Raw genomic sequence first — 22,180 nt, 5'->3', positions numbered from 1 at the left:
TAAAATTTTCCGAAATTTAGCTTCCCCAAACCCCTCATTTCCATGCGATACCTTCTGCTGCCTGGCTTTTTTCTTATTAGTTTTTTCATCCATGCTCAAATCAGCAGCACGTTCAATGCAAATGCTCTAGGCTGGACTACACCAAACGATGCTGACGGGACAATTGGCTATAGCGGAACCGGGGGTAATCCTGGAGGTTTTGTATTCGGTTCTCCCTTTATTATTAATCTGGGTGCAGGAAGCTTATATGTTCCCTTTAATTTTGTAGCCCCTACCACGTATCTGGGAAACCGAAGTACCTATTACAACGGAACATTACAGTACGATGTTCAGCAAAGCACTACAGGTGCACCGAATCAATATGCGGAGGTAACTATAGCTAACAATCTGGGTGTAGTCTTGTATTATTTTCCACCAACCTCCAACCAACCCCCCGCAGCCCCTTCGTGGGCAACTTATAGAGTTGTGCTGAACAATTCTTTAGGCTATTGGAAAACAACCAATAGTCCGGCTGGTGCAGCTGCCACTGAAATACAGATTCAAAATATTCTTGGCGATTTAGCCACACTTGAAATCCGAGGATTGTATCGGGATGCTAACGTAACGGGTCGGCTAGATAATGTAAGTATGACACCTCCAATCATTATCAATACACAACCCACCAATGCAACAGTTTGCAGTGGTGCCATCACAACCCTTACAACGGCTGCATCCGGCAATCCAACCATCACGTATCAATGGGAGATTGAAAGCAGCCCCTCGGTTTGGACAAATGTTACAAACACTGGTGGATATAGCGGAGCTACCACAGCAACCCTCACCATTAACACTACCGGAAATTTTGGTGCTGGCAATTACCGGTGTCGTGTTTCAGGAATAAACGTAGTTGATGCGATAACTAATTCAGCAACACTAACAGTTAACTTCACCGCAGCACCAACTACTACAGGTGCATCCCGTTGCGGAACGGGAACCGTAACCCTATCAGCTGCAGGAGGTGCGGCCGGACAATATCGCTGGTATACTGTACCAACAGGCGGAACAGCCTTAGCCGGACAAACCAACAATACATACACAACCCCGTCTCTTAGTACCACAACAACCTATCACGTTGCCATCAACAACGGAACTTGCGAAAGTTTGCGTACGGCAGTTACGGCCACCATTAACACTATTCCTGCCGCGCCTACAACTACAAGTGCGGCACGATGTGGTACTGGAACCGTTACGCTTAGTGCAGCAGGTGGTGCAGCCGGGCAATACCGGTGGTATACGGTGCCAACGGGTGGAACGGCCATAGCAGGGCAAACAAACAACACCTATACCACTCCTTCATTAAGCACAACTACTACTTATCATGTCGCGATTAACAATGGAACATGCGAAAGTGCGCGAACTGCCGTTACCGCAACAATTAACACACTGCCCACAGCGCCTACAGCAACAGGCGCATCAAGATGCGGAACAGGTACCGTAACACTTTCAGCAGCCGGAGGTGCAGCCGGACAATACCGATGGTATACGGTGCCAACCGGGGGAACGGCCCTTGCCGGTCAAACAAACAGCACTTATACCACTCCTTCAATAAGCACAACAACCACCTACCATGTTGCAATAAACGATGGCACTTGTGAAAGTACACGTACTGCTGTAACGGCTACCATCAACACTCTTCCAGCCGCGCCTACTACCACAAGTGCATCCCGTTGCGGAACAGGAACCGTAACACTTTCAGCAGCCGGAGGTGCGGCCGGACAATATCGCTGGTATACTGTACCAACAGGCGGAACAGCCTTAGCAGGACAAACCAACAATACATACACAACCCCGTCTCTTAGTACCACAACAACCTATCACGTTGCCATCAACAACGGAACTTGTGAAAGTACACGTACCGCTGTAACGGCAACCATTAACACAATACCAGCAGCACCAACAACTACTGCAGCTGCGCGATGCGGAACGGGAACCGTTACACTCACCGCAGCTGGTGGTGTAGCAGGGCAATATCGCTGGTACACCGTGCCAACGGGTGGAACAGCCATTGCCGGGCAAACAAACAGCACCTACACAACCCCTTCCATTAGCACAACTACAACTTACCATGTCGCGATTAACAACGGGACATGCGAGAGTGCGCGCACACCAGTAGTTGCAACAATCAACACATTACCAACTGCACCCACGACAACAGGTGCTGAGTCTTGCTTACCCGGAAGTGTAACCTTAAGCGCATCGGGTGGAACAAACGGGCAGTATAGATGGTACACCGTGGCATCGGGCGGAACAGCTTTGACAGGAGAAGTAAACAGCACGCTCCTTACTCCTGTTTTATCAGTAACCACCACCTATTATGTTGCCATTAATAATGGAACCTGCGAAAGCACACGCACGCCCGTAACGGCCACCATTGCAACACCCGGTTGCGACAACGAGCCTCCTGTAATCGCACCGGTAACATCAGTGACGCCCATTGGTGGAATCATTACCATAAACCTGGTTGACCTGATCAGTGATACCAACGATAATGTTGACTTCTCTACCCTCACCATTATCGGTCAACCTACAAGCGGAGCAACAGCAACCATCGATGGTAACTTCAACCTGATCATCAATTACCAAGGCATTTCGTTTACCGGAACGGAGAACATTACCATCGAAGTGTGTGACATCTTTGCCGCCTGCACCCAACAAGTTCTTTCATTGGAAGTGGTGGGTGATATTGACATTTTCACGGCCATTTCACCAAACGGTGATGAGCGAAATGATATTTTTCTGATAGAGCACATTGAAAAATTTGACGACACACGCGAAAACCGGGTAAGCATTTACAATCGTTGGGGGGATTTGGTTTGGGATGGCCGCAATTACGATAACGCTTCTGTTCTATTCATTGGTAAGTCCAACAATGGATCCGATCTGCCTGCAGGCACCTACTTTTATAAAATTGAATTTTTGGGCGGGCGGCCCACACAAGTCGGCTACTTGTCGTTAAAACGATAGCAACTACTCAACAAACTGATTTTATTGATTCACTGAAGGATTTTAATACAGAATCCTATTTGTTTGGTAATTTGCATCAATACATCCACATTGAAGATCGTTATCCGAAACATTGCGCAGTTTGCCATTCTGTTAGTCATACTAATCGGGCTTTCATACCTTTCTTTTCAGCTTAGCACCGTTACCAACTCACTCCTGCTCTATCTACCCCTGGTGTTAGGGATTGTGTTTATTCATTGGTTTGGCTTAAAAGTTGTACCTGTATTGCTCATTAATGGCATTACAACGCTTATGATTTATGGTGTAACCAAGTTTCCACCATTCATGATCATGATATCCACACACGAAGCCGTTGTTGCCGTAACATCATGGTTGCTCTATCAAAAATTATTTCCTCAAAAACACAGCGAACGATTGGGCAATACAGAATCATTTCTAAGGTTTCTGTTTCTGGGAATTGTGATACCCGTTTGTGTTAACTCAATCTATGTCTATCACTACGGTTTTGTTAAGGGTGATATGGACAAGGTAGGGCTGTATTGGCTATCCGACTTCATTACTATTCTTCCGCTCTCCATTGCTTTGCTGTATTTTATTGATTTTAAAACGGCCACGCAGTCGTTTCAATTCAAACCGCTTCAGATCAGTCGCAGGGCGTTCATTGAACTATTGGGCATAAGTGGTGTATTCATTGCTCTATCCATTTTATTTCCCTTCGATAAGTACTGGTTTATCTATGGTATTGGCGCTACCCTTTTTGCGCTGCGTTGGGGGTTCTCTGTGGCCATTGTGCTCAACGTGATCATTTTCATGCTCAGCTATTTGCTGCCACTCTTTGATTTTGCATCTTCCTTGCTCATTACACAAGGCTCTACGCAATTTATAAGCGTTCACCTGGGCATGAGTACCATGATGTTTGTATCATTGTTGGTGGGCCGGGTAGTTACTGACCTCAGCACCGCTGAACAAAATCTGAAAACCGAAAAAGCACGGGTTGAAAAAATTAACGATAACCTGCAACAGGCTAATCAGGAACTAGACCATTTTGTTTACAGTGTCTCGCATGACTTGAGTGCGCCATTAAAATCCATAAAAGGGTTGGTAACCGTAAGCCGAATGGACCCAACTAATGGATCATTGTATCTTGAAAAAATTGAAAAGAGTGTTGAGCGACTTGAAAATTTCATTGACGAGGTACTGGAGTATTCGCGCACCAGCAGAAAAAACCTGGTCTATGAAAGTATACAAATAAAAGAGTTGGTTGATCAGATCAATGCCAAGTTTGAATTTTTGGAAAATTATGCCAACATACATTTTTCCTATGATCTACAGGTACCTGTCATCACAAGTGATCGGTTTCTGCTCCGCGTTGCTTTAGGCAATTTGCTTTCCAATGCCATTAAATATCAAAAGAAATTCTCCGATCAAGAACCCCAGATTATTTTAAAGTCCTATCAGGATGCTTCCAGCCTGATACTGGAAGTTATCGATAACGGAGAAGGAATCCGTGATGAATTCAAAACCAAACTTTTCAACATGTTTTACCGGGGTACGGCCAGTTCTACCGGATCAGGACTTGGGCTTTACATTGCCAAAGAAGCCGTTCAAAAACTAGGAGGAACCATCTCTGTTGAATCCGTTTACGGTGAAGGTTCAACTTTCCGGATTAAACTGCCCGCAGGCCAGCTTTAGCCCTCCTCACATTATTAGGGTATTTTCACCTTACCATTTTAGCGTAATTTCAAGAACGCTAAATCCTCCTTTATGCCACGCCTGATAGCCCTATTTTCGCTGATTTTAATAGGTAAACTATGCTCTGCCCAAATCACCAGTACGTTTGATACCGATGCCGATGGGTGGACCTTTTTCGATACCAGCACACCCATCACCGTTAATCATCAATCCAGCAACGGAAATCCTGGCGGATTTGTGTCCGTAACCTATTCGGCCTCTGTTGGCACCACAACTGAATCATGGTTCGCTCCTGCCAAGTTTTTAGGAAACCTGGTGGTGCGTTCGCTCGGGCGAGACTTCAAATTCGACCTTCAGCAATCCGTTGCCGGCACCGGATCAAATCCGGGTATAGCCGAAGTTCGGATTGAAAATGGTGGAAGTGTCTTGATATACCAACTTCCCGTAAAACCTGCTGTAGCTCCAGCATGGACTTCTTACTCTGTTAAACTAGACGAAACAGGAGGTTGGTTGTGGTCAACCACATCAGGCAGTGCCGCGACCCGTTCTCAAATCATTCAGGTGCTCACAAATGTTACGTCTATTGAAATCAGGGGCACATATGCCACAAATGCCACCTACACATCCGGGCTTGACAATGTTATCATCGAGCAGGCCACCTTAACGACTGCACCGCTGGTATCAACCTTATCAGTTACTTCCGGAAAGCCTGGAGATGTTATTACCATCAACGGTAGCGGTTTCGATCCTGATCCAAACAACAATGTGGTGTACTTTGGCTCGATAGCCGGCACAATCAACAACGCATCCAGTAATCAACTAAGCGTAACCGTTCCCGTAGGTGCTCCCCATGGAAAAATCAGCATTGTTAATAAAACCACCGGCTTAACATGCACCTCTTCCAAACCGTTCAATCCTGTTTTTGATGGTGGCGGAAGAATTATTCCGGCTTCACTCAAACCAAAGTTTGATATGCTATTGGATCCAACAACGGGGAACGATATTAGAGGGATTAAAATCGGTGATATGGATGGTGATGGATGGAACGACTTGGTTGTTTCTGAAAGCGCGATCAATGACATTTCCATCTACCGTAATTTAGGCTTAGGTGGCAGCCTGTCACCTTCCTCGTTTGCACCCAAAGTCAGCCTAGACGGAGCAGGCAATCAGGGAAGTTTATTCTTGTCTGATCTTGACGGGGATGGGCTACAAGATGTTATATCCAGTTATAGTAACGGGTCTCAATCCTACTTTGTAACGTTTCGGAACATCAGCACACCGGGCAATATTGCTTTTGAAGCTTTTGAAAGATGGCAAGGCAATGCATATTCCTCTTTTGTATCCAATATTGTTGATGTTGATGGCGATGGTCGTGTGGATTTGATCGGGCAACATGGAAACGGAAGCGTGAACCCCGATTTATGGATTGCTCAGAATATCAGCATACCTGGTAATATTGAGTTTGGCGCATCCCTTAATTACTTTGGTAATACCTTAGATGCGGGTGAAGGTGTTGCAGTTGGAGATTTAGACAATGACGGAAAACCTGAACTAGTTGTTAGCCATAATTTTGGCGCCACACTATCGTTGTTAAAGAATACATCAACCCCGGGGCTAATTTCGTTCAACAATATGGGGTCGATAGCTACTGGCCAATACAACCGGGCAACACAAATTGCCGACATGAATGGAGATGGATTAAATGACATCATCTTTAAATTCAATGGCACTCAGGATATTCGGATATTACTGAATACCAACAGCGGAGGAGAGCTCGCTACTTCAGATTTTGCCACTGAAATTGTGCTGACCAGTGAACTCGGAAATTATGGAGGCATGTCTATTGCCGATGTGAATGGCGATGGTAAACCCGACATCCTGGCTTCAGACGATGGAGATATTGGCATATTTGAAAGTATCTACTCGGGAGGGGCTTTTACCGCAGGTGCATTTGTTACAGCATATTTATTTCAAGCCTCCGGAAATTCAACCTATCCTACCAGTCCGATTGCAGCCGATTTAAACGGTGATTCAAGACCTGACCTTGTTGTTGGGATAACGAATACTACACCACGAAGAATTTCCATTTATGAAAACGTGAATGGAAGTGCGCCTCTCATTTCCGTAAATACAGTTAGTCCACTTGCGGGTAACGTAGGCAGCACGGTAACCATTACCGGGTCTAACTTTTCTTCTACGCCAAGCGAAAACTACGTTTACTTTGGGGCCAGTGAAGCAACTGTACTCACGGCTAGTCAAACTGAACTTACCGTAAGTGTTCCGGCAGGCGCTACGTATGCACCGGTAAGTGTTCGTAAAGGTGAGTTGATGTCACGGTATCACCTCCCGTTTCAAACCACGTTTTCATCGGGTGTTACGTTTGATAACACGCACTTTGCCCCTCCTATGGAGTTTGCCCTTTCGGGAGCTAACTATGACATTGAAGTGATGGACCTGGACCTGGATGGGAAGCCAGATATTGCTGCGGAAGGCGGTTCATTGTTGACCTATTTTTTTCATAACACATATAGTACCGGTGCAATCACTACATCTTCACTCGCAGCGGCCGGTGTCACCAACTCTTCTGCTGCAAACGGTAGACTTGTAGATGCTGATGGAGATGGTCTTGCTGATCTTGTTTCTCCAAACGGCCGAGCATACCAAAACCTCAGTACTCCGGGTTCAATTTCGTTTAGCACTGATGTATCGTTAGGCCTGGGCGATAGCAATATTGATTTTGGAGATCTAAACCTTGATGGCAAACAGGATCTTGTCATTGCAGCAGGAGGTTCTTCTTCGATACGTGTAATGGAAAACCGAAGCAAGGTTGGCCCTTTTGTTTCCGTTGGTGTGTTTGGAACATTTGCGCCTAATGTAACGGTAGCCAAACCTTCAACGGGAGGCGGTGTCGTAGTGACCGATCTCGACAACGATGGTTTCCCGGATGTGGCCGTGACTAATCCGGGTAGTGATAACATCAGCATCTTTCCTAATGCCAGAAGTTTTCGGGTGAATGCCGCATCCTTCAATCCACGAATTGATATTGCAGTTGGTGATAACCCTGGCAGAATTTATACAGGCGATTTTGATGCTGACGGGAAGGTTGACTTAATGATTTATCACGGCACAGGCACCAACACCACGATGATCAGTGTTTACCGCAATACCAGCACGGTTGGTAACCTGAGCTTTAGCCGATTTGATTTAACCAACCCCAGTGCCACCACGGTAGCCCACATTGCCGATTTGGATGGCGATGGCAAACCTGAAATTATCACCACCAGTGAAACCGGAAATCGTTTTACAATCTTCAAAAACATTCACACTTCAGGAGCCTTATCTGCAACTTCGTTTGCCGCTCCGTTCAATACTACCGTTACCGCACCACGCGGCTTAACTACGGGCGATTTAAACCTGGATGGCAAACCTGAAATTATTATTACGCGTGCAGCTGGGTTTTTAGTGGTGTACGAAAATTTGGTTTCGACTGCTTCCACCCAAAACTTCATTACCCAATGGAATCTTGCCACCGCAGGTTCTGGAGCCACACAATTGTCTTTTGGCACAGCGACCAGCGGTGTGGTTAACTATACGTGGCAAGAAATTTCCCCAGGCTCGGCTTCAGGTAGTGGTTCCTGGAGTGGATCAACACTAACCATCACCGGATTGCCCGCTGGCGCCACAATTCGCTTACAAATTGAACCCACTAACTTCCAGCGCATCATTATCAATAACGGGGCAGACCGCAACAGACTTACCCAGATTGAACAATGGGGCACCACCGCATGGACCAGTATGCAAAATGCATTTTATGGTTGTGCGAATCTTCAAGTAACCGCTACCGATGTACCTGATTTATCGAGTGTAACCGATCTATCACAAATGTTCAGAGCTTGCACTAACTTGAATTCACCAACCAATATTGGAACCTGGAATACAACTGGTGTCACAACCATGCATAGATTGTTCTATAGTGCAGGCTCATTCAACCAAAGTATCGGGGCGTGGAATACCGCTTCAGTTACCGACATGAGTGAAATGTTTTATGGCGCCTCCACCTTTAATCAAGATATTGGATCATGGAATACAGGATCAGTTACTACGATGAGTGAAATGTTTGCAAACGCAAGTTCGTTCAACCAAAATATCGGGTCGTGGAATACGGGTACTGTTACCAATATGTATGGCATGTTCTATAATGCAAGTTCCTTTAACCAAAACATTGGGACATGGAACACGGCAGTTGTCACCGATATGGAGTACATGTTTTACAATTGCCTCTTTAATCAAGACATTGGAGCATGGAATACGGGAGCTGTTACCACAATGAGTGAAATGTTTGCGAACGCAAATGACTTCAATCAAGATATAAGCTCCTGGAATACGGGAGCCGTTACCAATATGTTTGGAATGTTTAGTCAAGCAACTTCATTTAACCAAGACATAAGCTCTTGGAATACCGCTGCCGTCACCGATTTTAGAAATATGTTCTCATTGGCAAGTTCATTTAATCAAAATCTTGGAGCTTGGACGCTTAATCCTGCGGCTAACTTGAGTAACATGCTTAATAACGCTGGTATGGATTGCTCGAATTACTCCGCCACCTTGATAGGCTGGAGTGCCAATCCAACTACACCAACAGGACGAACGCTGGGGGCCACTGGAAGGCAATATGGCACCAATGCCGTTGCCTCAAGAACCAACTTAACCACTACCAGGGGATGGACGATTACCGGAGACACCCCGTCAGGAACTATATGTGGTGTAGCCTCAACAATTACCATCACAACTCAACCCGTAGGGACAGTGAACCGATGTGTTGGTGATAACTACATACTCTCAACAGAAGCCACAGGCACTACAAACATCACCTACCAATGGCAAAAATTCAATGGAAGTATATTTGTTAACCTCACTAACAATGCCACGTTTACAAATGTCAACACAAATACATTAACTGTCACAAATGTAACAACAGCAGAAGCGGGTGATTACCGCTGCCTGATCACGGGTGATCTGGCAGCAGATGTTTTCACCAACGTGGCCACCTTGATCGTAAATCCTTTGCCCGCACCACCTGATGTTACCAATGCTTCCACGTGCGGCTCGGGTTCCGTTATTTTAACAGCCTCCGGTGGTACACCCGGTCAATACCGCTGGTACACACAAACTCCACTGGCACTCATTGCCGGTGAAGTAAACGAAACCTATACCACACCCGTGCTGACGACTACCACAATATATCTTGTTTCCATTGCTGATGCTTTCTGCGAAAGCACGCAGGTTCCGGTTACCGCAACAGTTTCTTCCGTTCCTGCTCAACCCGTAATTACCTCCAGCATTACACCGGTTGGCAATGCGGTTACTGTGTGCAGCAGTGCCACGCTTACGTTAACTGCGCCTGCAGGTTTTGCAGCATACACCTGGTCGACAGGCGAAACAACACAACAGATTACAGCGGCTGCCACCGGAACGTACTTCGTTACCGTAACCAATGCTGAAGGATGCACCAGTCCCGCGTCTGCTTCACTTAATGTAACGGTTGTACCTGCACCATGTGTTGGTAATCAACCTCCGGTTATTGCGACCACGGTTACGGGATTATTTATTGAAGGCATTGTAAACATAGATCTTACGCCTTTACTCAGCGATCCGGATGACAACCTGGACCTGGCGAGCTTGCGGGTAATCACAACACAAACTTCTGCTGGCGCCTCTGCATCCATTAACGCATCCGACCAGCTTATTCTCAATTACGGTGGCGTTCTCTTCACCGGTGAAGATATGATCACCATTGAAGTATGTGATCTCTTTGGTATCTGCACACAGCAACAACTCACCATACAAGTAGAAGGTGATATAATTGTACGCACGGGTTTTTCACCTAATGGCGATACACGAAATGATTTCTTTCAGATCGATTACATTGATCTTTTCCCTGACACACAACAAAACCGCGTAACCATCTACAACCGCTGGGGCGATGTGGTATTTGAAATCTCTAACTACGATAATCAGTCTCGGGTGTTCAGCGGGCTGAACAAAAACGGAAATGAACTACCTTCGGGTACGTACTTTTATAAACTTGAATTTACCAGCGGACGCCCAGGCAAAACGGGTTATCTTTCGTTGAGGAGGTAACTTATGGCAACTGATTTATATTCCGGAACCTAACGTTCCTTGTTTTGCATGAACCCGAATTGTAAGTATATTAAGGTTCGCGTTTTGCCATTTTATCTTGCCTATGCGCTATTTGATCCGGTTGGTATGTGTGCTGCTGTTCGTGCATGGCTCAGGGCAAATAACCATTGCCCAGCAAATCGACAGTCTGCTGCAGCTACTGGACAAATCCACCTCACCCGAACTAACCATTCAACTTCATCAGCAATTGGCTGAACTGGCAACTGATGAAAATACCGCACTGGATTATCATCGAAAGGCACTTGCCATTGCCCGGCAAGCCCAAAACAGCAACCTGATTGCTGAGGCGTATACCAGTTTAGGCAAGTATCATCGCCAACGAAGCGACTACTTACTCGCGATTCCTATTTATAAAAATGCATTAAGTGCTATTAGCGATTCAACAAATCCCATTTTACTTGACACCTATCTGGAACTGGGTATTGCCTATTTACGCTTATCGCGATTTGACTCAGCAGAATTCCATTTACGCACAGGTCTTGACATCATTTCGGAACACCCTGACCCACACATGGAGGCTTCATTCTATAACATGATGGGCAACCTGATGAAAGATAAAAACGATTACAAGGAGGCCATAACGTTCTACCTGAAGGCAACAGAAATTTTTGAACAATCAGGAGACGATGATGGACTTACACAAAGTCTGTCTAACATTGGTAACCTGCAAAACCTGCTGGGTGACTACGATAAGGCCCTTGATTATGCGTTAAAAAGTCTGGCCATCGCTGAGAAGATAAACAAGCAACCCTCCATCGCTTACTCCAACCGGTTGCTAGGCAGAATTTATCGTAAACTCGGGCAGTTCGATGAGGCGCTGCTCGCATATGATCGTGCACTCCAGGTTTATCAATCATCCGGAGCGAAGCGCGATGTAGCAGAAACCCTGACCAGCATCGGGAACATCTATTACGAAAAGGAAAACCTGGAGAAAGCAAAAACCAATTATCTGAAGTCTTTACGGATCAGCAAAACCATTTCTGATTCAGCTAACATGGCGTACAGTTATTCGGCTTTGGGCTTTGCCTCGTATGAGTTAAAACAAAACAAGGGAGCCATACTTTATTTCGATTCGGCTATTCGTGTGGCTCAACAGGTAAAGCTTTTTCCGTTGGTGATGGATGGTTACCAGGCGCTCAGCGAGCTATATGCCGGAGAGAAAAACTATGAGCTTGCGTATGCGTATCACCAGCGTTATGCCGCATTAAACGATAGCTTGAAGCAGGTGCAAAACAAGAAGGAGGCAACCGCACTGGAAGCACGTTATCAGAATGAGAAAAAGGAAAATGAAATCCGCGCATTAAAAGCGGAGAATGAGATCACTCAATTACGACTACAAAAACAAAGTAGTCAAAGAAATTACCTGATCGGTTTTCTCCTCCTTTCAATGATGGTGATCGGTATGTTCTACTACTTGTATCGCGAAAAGCAAAAACTTAATAAAAGGTTGGCCGCACTTAACGAAACCCAATCCCGGTTCTTCGCCAACATCTCACATGAATTCCGCACTCCGCTCACACTGATTATTGGTCCGCTTCAGCAAAAGATTGAACAAAACCCCTCATCACCGGAAGTTAAAGACTGGAAACTGATGCATCGCAATGCCGTACGCCTGCATCGCTTAATTGATGAGATACTCGATTTATCTAAAATCGAATCGGGCAACATGAAAATACAGGCCTCAGAAGGCGACCTGAAACAATTTTTGAAAACCGCATATGCGTCTTTCGAATCGTTGGCCAATCAAAAGCAAATCAACTACATGTTGGAATTACCCGATGATGCGATTATTGGATATTTCGATCGGAATAAAATTGAGAAGATTATCTACAATCTTCTATTCAATGCCTTAAAGTTTACACCTGAAGGCGGCACGGTACAGCTCAGTGCTTCAGTTGGCGCAGACCATTTAACCGTACAGGTTACAGATACCGGCCCCGGCATACCGGAAGATAAACTAAACCACATCTTTGATCGATTTTTTCAGGTTGAAGAATCAGCAGGTATTCACGGAGGCACGGGTTTAGGGCTTGCTTTATCTAAAGAACTGGCTCATGCACATCATGGAACATTAACCGCTGCCAATCAGAAATCGGGAGGAAGTTTGTTTACATTCACCTTTCCCATCGCGCAGGCATATTATAAAAACGAACTATCACCTTCAGTTTCATTATCATCAGGTTTTTCATTTAACACCTACCTGGAAGATGAGGTGATCCATGACACAACCCTTGATGCTGAACTTGCTTCACCGGTATTGGTGATTGCTGAAGATCAAACCGACATGCGTGAATTCATCCGGCAGGTAATGGGTGACCAGTATAAAGTCATCCTGGCTGAAAATGGTAAAGATGCCTGGGAGAAAGTTTTGCAACATGTTCCCGACCTGGTGATCAGCGACCTGATGATGCCCGGATTGAATGGCAACGAACTGTGTAAAAAAATTAAGACACATGAAGCCACCAGCCACGTACCGGTGATTTTGCTTACCGCGCGTGCCGATCAACAAAGTAAACTGGAGGGATTGCACACAGGTGCTGATGACTACCTGACCAAGCCATTCGATGCGCGTGAACTGCAGGCACGGGTTCAAAACCTGATCGCACAGCGTGAAAAATTAAAAGTATTATTTGCACATCGCGCAGTACCCTTTGCACCCGTAGTCGATGCAACTCCAGAGTCGCAATTTTTAAATAAAGCAATCGACATCCTTAAAAAAAACTTTGCCAATGCTGACTTCGGTGTGGATGAATTTACCCGTGAAATCGGCATGAGCCGCATGCAATTGCACCGAAAACTCAAAGCCCTTACCGATAAATCGCCTGGTGATTTTTTACGACTGTTCCGACTGGAGCATGCCAAAAGGCTTCTTTCAACCAAGAGCATTTCAGTAAGCGAGGCCGCCTATCAATCCGGTTTTAACAACCTACCCAATTTCAGCCGGCTCTTCAAAGCCTGGTCAGGTGTAACGCCTTCCGAATTCCAGGAAAACATACTAAAAAGCCCTCCTGTTACAAATCAGCAAGACATTGTTACAAATTCGTAACGGTGCAGGAAGGTACCGGGTTAATTTTGTGTAACACTAAAACCTTTCAGCTATGAAAAAATACCTGCTTGCTTTCTCCATTTTGCTGAGCTCAATCTGTGTAAGTGCACAAAAGCTTATTGTAATTCCGAAGATCGGGGCTACACTCGCAACTGTATCGATGAGTGAACCTGATATTATTCAATTTCCTGGCTTTGAAGATGAAATCAAGTCGAAAATAGGTTTTACTATAGGTGCTGCGCTTAACTATTCAATTAATGACAGAATTTCAATACAACCAGAGTTAAACTTTATTCAGAAAGGCTATACAGAAAAGTCCACTTCAACCTGGATGGAGGATGATGATGGGCGTCTCATCACCACGGTAACCACATCCACGACAAAAAACACATTAAATTATCTTGAAATACCAGCCTTAGTGAAAATCTCTTTCGGAGGTGACACAAAATTCTATGCCCTTGCGGGTCCATCTTTTGGCATTGGCCTTGGAGGAAAATATTCATATGACAGCAAAATAACCGAGTCGTACGATGATGTTTCAGATACCTTTACGAACAGCGATAAAGGAAATATCAAGTTTGGTGACCAGCCAGAAGACGGTGAAGGTATGTATATCGACAATCGCTTCGATTTTGGGCTTCAGTTAGGTGGAGGTATTTTAATCGCTCGTAAAATCATAATTGAAGCTCGGTATGGCTTAGGCCTGTCAAGTTTATACGATTCGGAATATGAAGTGAAAAACAGGGTGTTTCAGTTTACCGTTGGTATGCCCCTTACTTTGAGGTGATCCAGAATAAACAGACTGAGGTTGTTTTCTTCTGGTAGCCCTCAAAAAGAGAACAACCTCAGTTGATTAAACATTTCTCTTCTTCGAAAATTAGTCCCACTTCCAATCACCCGCAATCCGCAATGGTTCTTCCAGGTTATTGTCAATCATAAATTGCTTCGTAGTTTCACTATCCATTTTATCGGCTGGTAATTTATCGGCATTTGCCAATGCAAATAAAATCATGGTACCAAAACGAGCGGTATTGGTAATGTGATCTTTGTTAACCAGATTAAAGTCGTCACAGTCGGCATGGTAGCATTTGTAGATGGCGCGATCAAGGTTGCTGATGATACTTAAAATGGGCACACCTTCCAGCATAAAGGGTTGATGATCGCTATGTAAACCGGATCGGTTACTAAACCTGTTTCTATAAACCGTATCGATGGCTGCAATCTCCTCTCCTATGGTCTTAAAAAATGTAGTGTCATTCAATTTACCCCCTGCATTAACCCCGATAGGGTTGCCGCCCATATCAATATTGAACATATACTTCACACTTTCTATGGTACCATCTTTCACCGCTTCCTTCACCATGTGCGTTGATCCAAGCAAACCTTGTTCCTCGCCCATAAACATCACAAACTGAATGGTGCGCTTTGGCTTCAGGTTATTCGTCTTGAAGGCACGGGCAATATCCAATATGGCGAATGAACCAATACCGTTGTCGATGGCTCCGGTGGATAAATCCCACGAATCAAGATGGCCACCGATAATTATTTTTTCATCAGGCAATTCAGAACCTTTTAGTGTTGCAATTACATTCCGGGCTTTAATCAAATCACTGTGGTTGGTCATTTGAATTTGTACCTCAACTTTCTCTCCAGCTTTAAGTTTTTCTTTTAGCTCCATCCCCTTCTCCTTTCCAATGCAAACGGCCGGAATTGGAATTAATTCACCCGTTACCGAAGCAGTACCTGTAAGCAATACACCACCATCCACCTGGTTGAAAATAACCACACCCTTTGCTCCGTTTTTAATGGCAATTGCCGCTTTCTCACTGCGATGCAGGTTACGGGTACCTTCAGCACTCCCATCCAACACACCTATATAAATTAGTACAATTTTTCCTTCAGCTTTTCCAGGGTTGGCCGCATAATCGGCCTCAAGCCCATTGCCCATGTCTACCAATTCACCGGTTATATCTGCTTCTATTGGTGAATGCCCTAAGGTTACAGCCTTCACCGCTTCCCCGCTAATCGTAACGGATACGGTACCACGAGACCAGGCTTTGGTTTCAAATTCCTGGTACTGCACATCGGTAAAACCGTATTCCTTGAATTTAGAATAGGTGTATTCTTCTGCCTTGCTGCCATTCTCTGATCCAGTTAACCGATGACCAATGGTTGATGTAGTCTCTTGCAATGTTGTGTAGGCTTTGGCATTTTGAAGTACCTCGGCATTGATTCTGGAAAAAATTTCAGGTCGCGTTTCCTTTTTGCACGAGGACAGAATGGTGAGCGATACGCAGATGGCTGACAAGACAAGAATTCTATTCATGAAATTTTTATTTAGCGTGACGAAAATAAGCCGATCAACTATGAAATCACATTAAAATCTTTACCAGCGGCTAACAATTACTTAATCGCGAAACTCAAACACCACATATCCCAGTGATTGAAAATGGGTAAGTGCCGTTTTGGCTGACAGGGCTACTTGAACTTCCGAAACCAATTCTTCCGGAGCGATATTCATTATGGTGAGATTCTGACCACACACAAAAAACTTCACGTTGTGCTGATTCAACTCCTTTATAAAAGCAATGTTTGGATTCGGTATTCCGTACTTCTTTTCAAAAGCTTCATTCGTCAGTAAAGACCAAACTGCCGGGCCATGCGCAACCACAATAATATCCAGGTTTTTCGGGCTGGCTCCGTTGGCAACATGCAAATTAAATGTTCGACCAATATCAGTTATGCCGAAATTAACTTTAACGGAGTCGTCCGATGAGGCCACCAAATCGATTACGAGTTTATATTTATCAGTAGCCTGCATTGGTAATATTGGATTTTTAACCGGCATTACGCCCATAAACTTGTGGCTCTTCATAACCGGATAAACAGCGTGATCCATGGCTTTGGAAACGTCTTCAAGGGTTTGTGCATGCAAAAATGAACTGCTCAGGAAAACCAGAAATACGGTAATTGCTTTCATACGGGATAGGGGATTAATGAAAACAAGTTAAAGAATTGCCAGTCATTATCATAAATGACCATTAGCCCACATAAAACCCCATCAGGATAACCGACCACAAATTCTCAGATTCGATAAAACATTTGTTCGAAATATTTTCCATCTTCGAAAACGATTAATATTACCCCATATGCAAAAAATAAAATTCGCACCCCTCACATTTCTGATTGTAGCGCTGTGGTTCGTTGCCTGTTCACCCAAAGAAAAACAGGCCAACTTACCGGATGTTAAACCACCTATTGCCAAAATTGAACCCTTTGAAGTAGTCAGCAAACACGGTCACACCCGTACTGATAATTATTACTGGTTAAAGAATCGGGAAGATTCAACCGTGATCAATTACCTCACTGCTGAAAACGACTACCTCGACACCATGATGGCCCACACTGATGCTTTTCAGGAAGCCCTCTTTGAAGAAATGCGCGGCCGGATTAAAGAAGATGATGCTTCCGTTCCCTATAAATTGGACGACTACTATTACTACACCCGTTTTGTTACCGGTGGCGAATACCCAATCTATTGCCGCAAAAAAGGTTCGTTGGATGCCCCTGAAGAAATTGTTGCCGATGGAAATGAACTTGGTAAAGGTCAATCCTATTTTAACTTCTTCACCTCTGTAAGTCCGGATCATAAACTGGCAGCCATTGTTATGGATACCGTTGGCAGAAATTTTTATACGGTTAAATTCAAAGATCTTGCAACCGGAAAAATGCTGGGAGATAAAATTCCAAACACGCGTGGTGGATACGAATGGACAAACGACAATAAATCCATGTACTATGCCGTACCCGATCAGGAAACATTGCGCAACTACCTGATCAAGCGACATATTCTCGGAACAAGTGCTGATGCCGATCCGGTTATTTATGAAGAGAAAGATGAAACGCTGGCAGTATATCTCGGAAAAACCAAATCAAAGAAATACATCGTTTTATATTCAGGCCGTACCGATGCGAGTTTCTCGCAGGTTATTGATGCCGATAAACCCGGTAAACCAGTGGTGGTTGAACCGCTAAAAGATAATGTGGATTATTCCATCGATCATGCAGGTGGCGATGCGTTTTATATCCGCACCAATCTGGACGCGAAAAATTATCGGCTAGTACAAACCCCGGTTTCAACTCCCGGTTCAGCCAATTGGAAAGATGTTATACCCAATAGGGAAAACGTTTTTCTATCTGGTGTAGATTATTTCAAGAATTTTATGGCTGTGGAGGAAATGAGTGCAGGACTTACCACCATCCGTATTATTAATCGTTCCGACAATTCAGAACACGCCATTAATTTTGGCGAGCCTGCCTACACGGCTGGCATTGGATACAATCCCGATTTTAACACCAACATCATCCGGTATTATTATCAGTCCATGACAACACCGGCCTCCACCTACGACTATAACATGGACACCCGCGAAAAAGAATTAAAGAAAGAACAAGAAGTACTGGGCGGATTCAACAAAGAAGATTACGCCACCGAACGCGTAATGGTAAAAGCACGTGATGGCAAGGAAGTACCGATGTCGATTGTCTATCGTAAAGATAAGTTTAAAAAAGACGGTACCGTTCCCGGATGGATTTACGGTTACGGCTCGTACGGCTCAACCATGTTCCCGACTTTCAATACGGCAAGGCTTAGCTTACTTGATCGTGGCTTTGTATATGCCATTGCCCATGTGCGTGGCGGACAGGAAATGGGGGGTGCCTGGTACGAGGACGGCAAGATGATGAATAAGAAAAACACCTTTACTGATTTTATCGACTGTTCCGATTGGCTCATTCAAAATAACTATGCAGCAAAAGATAAATTGTTTGCTTCAGGCGGCAGTGCCGGTGGCTTGTTAATGGGCGCCATTGTTAACATGCGACCCGAACTGTACCGTGGCGTTATTGCTGCAGTGCCATTCGTGGATGTGGTGACGACCATGATGGACGAAAGCATTCCGCTTACCACGTTTGAATGGAAGGAATGGGGTAATCCAAACATCCAGGAAGAATACGAATACATGCTCTCCTACTCTCCGTATGATAATGTAGAAAAGAAAGACTACCCGAATTTATTGGTTACTACAGGTCTGCACGATTCGCAAGTGCAGTATTGGGAACCCGCCAAATGGGTAGCCAAACTCCGGGCGATGAAAACCGACAATAACCGACTCTATTTATATACCAATATGGATGCGGGTCATGGTGGCGCCAGCGGACGATTCAGAAGGCTACGTGAGGTGGCGCGGGAGTACACGTTCGTTTTTGATATTCTGGGCATGAAAGAGGTAATTGAAACTAAACCAAAGATTGAAAAGCTTTAAGGATTGTTAGTCCGTGTCGCATAGACAAATTAACTTCATAAATCCCCTTCCTAGGGGATTTATGATTTAAAGCGCAGCCAACTTTGATTAGAATTGGATTTTACGCAGTATCTTCGATAACCTAAAACTAATTTACCCATGAAAAAGACCCTCTTCATCTCATTCCTTTTAATTGCACTTGTATTTACCGGCTGCAATTTCTCAGTAGGCACCAAAGCTGATCTTACATCCGGAATAAGTTCTTCCTGGAACGGTTTGAATGCCGAAACTATCTACTTTGTTGATCAGGAAGACCAATCCATTACCAACAAACAAGTTACCTGGAACAGCGAATGTTCCTTAGTATTTGAAGGCATCAGCAATTACACGCTCAAAGACGGAAATGCATTTCCGGGAATTACATTAACAGTCACTGACCAAGCTGGTGCAGAAATAGTTGCCTTTGACGATATGTTGGCCAACTACACCGAAGGCGTTTCCGCTACTGATGCTTCTGTTCTCCGTGCATCCTTAACCGTAGGCGACCCGATGAAAGTTGGTGAAACCTATACCGTAACCGCACGTGTGTTTGATAAACAGAATGCTGAAGCACAGATTGTGAGTAAGGTTACCGTGACGGTGGTTGAGTAAAATATGGCAATACTTCCGGGTCTGTTTATAATTCAGATTCGGAAATTTAGCATTTAAAACTTCACCTCAACTGTCTTTTCCAGTTCGCGTTTCTGCATAGAGAAACCTTTGGAAAGCGATTCGGTATGATCGCCTATCTTGATAACATACGAATAGCCCATTTGAACCAATTGCTTCTCTACATCAATACCTTGCGACACACCCTCAAACACTAGTACTTGGGCCTTATTGGGAATATCCTTAAAAGCAATCCAGTCGGTTTCTTCACTCAAGAAATATTCTTCCTCATACGGGTCATAGGTCATCACCAGCGCCCCAGCCCAGAATTTCACAAAATGATTATCATATTTTGAATCGCTAAAATCCTTTTCGGTAAAGAATTCAATTTTTACTTTTTTGTCCACCAACTGAACAGGTTGCTGTTTATCATCAGAGCAGCCCAAAAGGAAAAGAGAAATAACAATAATGATAGTGCGTGTCATAAGGGTTTGATTTTGCCTGATCAAGACAAACATCATTCCAGTTTTGAAACAAGCGCTTTCAGAATGCGCTTCACAAATCCGGGCCCTTCATACACAAAGCCCGTATAGATTTGAATTAAATCGGCACCTGCATCCAGTTTTTCCAACGCATCCTGAACAGACATAATGCCGCCCACACCAATTATCGGGTAATCAGGGCCCAGTTCTCTCCGTAAGTATTTGATTACCTCCGTAGCTCTATTTCGTAACGGTTTACCGCTCAATCCGCCCGCCCCGATTTGTTCAACAGTTTGGAGATCGGTTGACAGTCCATCACGTGAAATGGTTGTGTTGGTGGCAATGACACCATCGGTTTTGGTCTCCTTTAAAATTTCGATAACATCATCAAGCTGTTCAACGGTAAGGTCGGGAGCAATTTTCAATAACACCGGTTTGGGTTTGAGGTTAGCCACCATGCGCGACTTCACAAAACTCAACAACTTACGCAAAGGCTCCTTTTCCTGAAGTTCGCGCAAGCCCGGAGTGTTGGGCGAACTTACATTCACTACAAAATAATCAACCACCGGATACAGGGCATCCATGCAAACGGCATAATCGTCCAGGGCGCTTTCGTTAGGGGTTACTTTGTTCTTCCCAATGTTCCCGCCAACAATTACATTCGACTTTCTTTTCTTCAATCGTTCAACGGCAGCTACAACACCACCGTTATTAAAGCCCATCCGGTTAATTAAAGCCTGATCGGCAGGCAACCGAAAAAGTCTTGGCTTGTCATTTCCGGGCTGTGGCTTGGGCGTAAGTGTTCCGATTTCTATAAATCCAAAACCGAAAGTGGATAATTCATTAATCAGTTTAGCATCTTTATCAAAACCAGCTGCGAGGCCAACCGGATTTTTAAACGTGATACCAAAAAGTTTTTTCTCAAGGGCGGGATGTTGAAAAGAAAAGAGCGCTGCCAATAACCGGTTGAACCCCGGAATACTTCCTTTTACTTGTAGGGTGGAAAATACAAGGTGATGAACACGTTCTGCGTCCAGTAAAAAGAGTATAGGCCGGATTATATACTTATACATGCCGCAAAGATGTGGCAATTAATGATAGTGAGAAATACAACTGTGATAAAATAAAAAACGCCAGACTTTAATGGCCTGGCGTTTCTTGAGTTTTTAAATGCTTATAATTTAACGGTAATTCCAAAGCTGCCACCAGCACCAGTACCTCCTCCGAATTCAAGGTTTACACCAAATTTATCAGAGAAGAAATAACGACCACCAATTTGTGCATCTAAGCCAATGCCTGATCCACGTGCATCCGGATAATCATCCAGGTCTGACCAAATGTAGTAGCCTAAGGTTAAGCCGGCATAGAAATTCCACTCACTCGGCATGTTGAATAGCGTGTTAAAGTGATAATTGCCATTAAAAGCCAAAACTATCAGGCTTTGATCCCAATCAAGACCTGCAGCGCGATAGCTATAATTCCTATAGGATACCTTTGGGCCGATGGTTATGTCAGGATGCACACCAAAATCAGCACCTACATAAACAGGAACTCCCCAGTTTGAAAAACCAAGACCGGCATTCAATTGCTTACCGCCCTTGCCCGGAGGGGCTTGTGCAAATGCAAGGGTAAGACCAAGAAGGGAAAACAAACCAATTAATGTAATCTTTTTCATTTTCTGTTTCGTTAAGAATTAGTTTATGCAAGTATACTAAGTAATTCAGGGCATTTCAAAGCACTCAAGGCTTATTCACTTTACCCGGGTTAAATCAACTTTTTAGGCTATAAATTACCTGCATGGCAGG

The 22,180-nt window shown here is 44.4% G+C and carries 12 protein-coding genes; 7 read left to right on the top strand and 5 right to left on the bottom strand.

The features are described 5' to 3' along the window. Window positions 1-42 precede the first annotated feature (42 nt). The 5 genes from QY309_02115 to QY309_02095 all read left to right on the top strand — a co-directional run bounded on the left by QY309_02115 (window position 43) and on the right by QY309_02095 (window position 14,729). Window positions 43-3,003: a gliding motility-associated C-terminal domain-containing protein gene (locus tag QY309_02115; protein WKZ60281.1), complete on the top strand. Its 2,961-nt coding sequence runs from the start codon at window positions 43-45 to the stop codon at window positions 3,001-3,003. A 90-nt stretch (window positions 3,004-3,093) separates the two neighbouring features. Then, a complete protein-coding gene (locus QY309_02110; protein ID WKZ60280.1) occupies window positions 3,094-4,695 on the top strand; it encodes an ATP-binding protein in 1,602 nt (533 codons plus the stop codon). A 72-nt stretch (window positions 4,696-4,767) separates the two neighbouring features. Then, window positions 4,768-10,836, top strand: a complete 6,069-nt coding sequence (locus tag QY309_02105) for a BspA family leucine-rich repeat surface protein (protein WKZ60279.1) — start codon at window positions 4,768-4,770, stop codon at window positions 10,834-10,836. A 103-nt stretch (window positions 10,837-10,939) separates the two neighbouring features. Next, window positions 10,940-13,942, top strand: a complete 3,003-nt coding sequence (locus QY309_02100) for a tetratricopeptide repeat protein (protein WKZ60278.1) — start codon at window positions 10,940-10,942, stop codon at window positions 13,940-13,942. 52 nt (window positions 13,943-13,994) lie between these two features. After that, window positions 13,995-14,729, top strand: coding sequence for a porin family protein (locus tag QY309_02095; protein WKZ60277.1), 735 nt, complete (start codon window positions 13,995-13,997; stop codon window positions 14,727-14,729). 90 nt (window positions 14,730-14,819) lie between these two features. On the opposite strand, the gene QY309_02090 is transcribed toward QY309_02095, so the two are convergent. Then, complete coding sequence (locus tag QY309_02090; protein WKZ60276.1) at window positions 14,820-16,268, bottom strand: M20/M25/M40 family metallo-hydrolase; 1,449 nt, start codon at window positions 16,266-16,268, stop codon at window positions 14,820-14,822. An 81-nt stretch (window positions 16,269-16,349) separates the two neighbouring features. Next, window positions 16,350-16,922, bottom strand: a complete 573-nt coding sequence (locus tag QY309_02085; GenBank protein WKZ60275.1) for a DsrE family protein — start codon at window positions 16,920-16,922, stop codon at window positions 16,350-16,352. Between the two features lie 169 nt (window positions 16,923-17,091). On the opposite strand from QY309_02085, the gene QY309_02080 reads away from it, so the two are divergent. Continuing rightward, window positions 17,092-19,266: a S9 family peptidase gene (locus QY309_02080; protein WKZ60274.1), complete on the top strand. Its 2,175-nt coding sequence runs from the start codon at window positions 17,092-17,094 to the stop codon at window positions 19,264-19,266. Window positions 19,267-19,404: 138 nt separating this feature from the next. Continuing rightward, window positions 19,405-19,896: a hypothetical protein gene (locus QY309_02075; GenBank protein ID WKZ60273.1), complete on the top strand. Its 492-nt coding sequence runs from the start codon at window positions 19,405-19,407 to the stop codon at window positions 19,894-19,896. A gap of 53 nt (window positions 19,897-19,949) precedes the next feature. Here the strand turns inward: QY309_02075 and QY309_02070 are convergent, their stop codons facing one another. The 3 genes from QY309_02070 to QY309_02060 form a co-directional block, all read right to left on the bottom strand. Next, window positions 19,950-20,378, bottom strand: a complete 429-nt coding sequence (locus QY309_02070; protein WKZ60272.1) for a hypothetical protein — start codon at window positions 20,376-20,378, stop codon at window positions 19,950-19,952. 32 nt (window positions 20,379-20,410) lie between these two features. After that, entirely contained in the window at window positions 20,411-21,448 is a 1,038-nt protein-coding gene (locus tag QY309_02065) for a quinone-dependent dihydroorotate dehydrogenase (GenBank protein ID WKZ60271.1), read from the bottom strand. A gap of 101 nt (window positions 21,449-21,549) precedes the next feature. After that, window positions 21,550-22,050 (bottom strand): hypothetical protein, encoded by a 501-nt coding sequence (locus QY309_02060; protein WKZ60270.1) that lies wholly within the window; start codon window positions 22,048-22,050, stop codon window positions 21,550-21,552. Window positions 22,051-22,180 lie beyond the last annotated feature (130 nt).

The organism is Cyclobacteriaceae bacterium (genome assembly GCA_030584025.1).
Lineage (GTDB): Bacteria > Bacteroidota > Bacteroidia > Cytophagales > Cyclobacteriaceae > UBA2336.
This window is presented reverse-complemented; position numbering and strand designations above follow the sequence as displayed.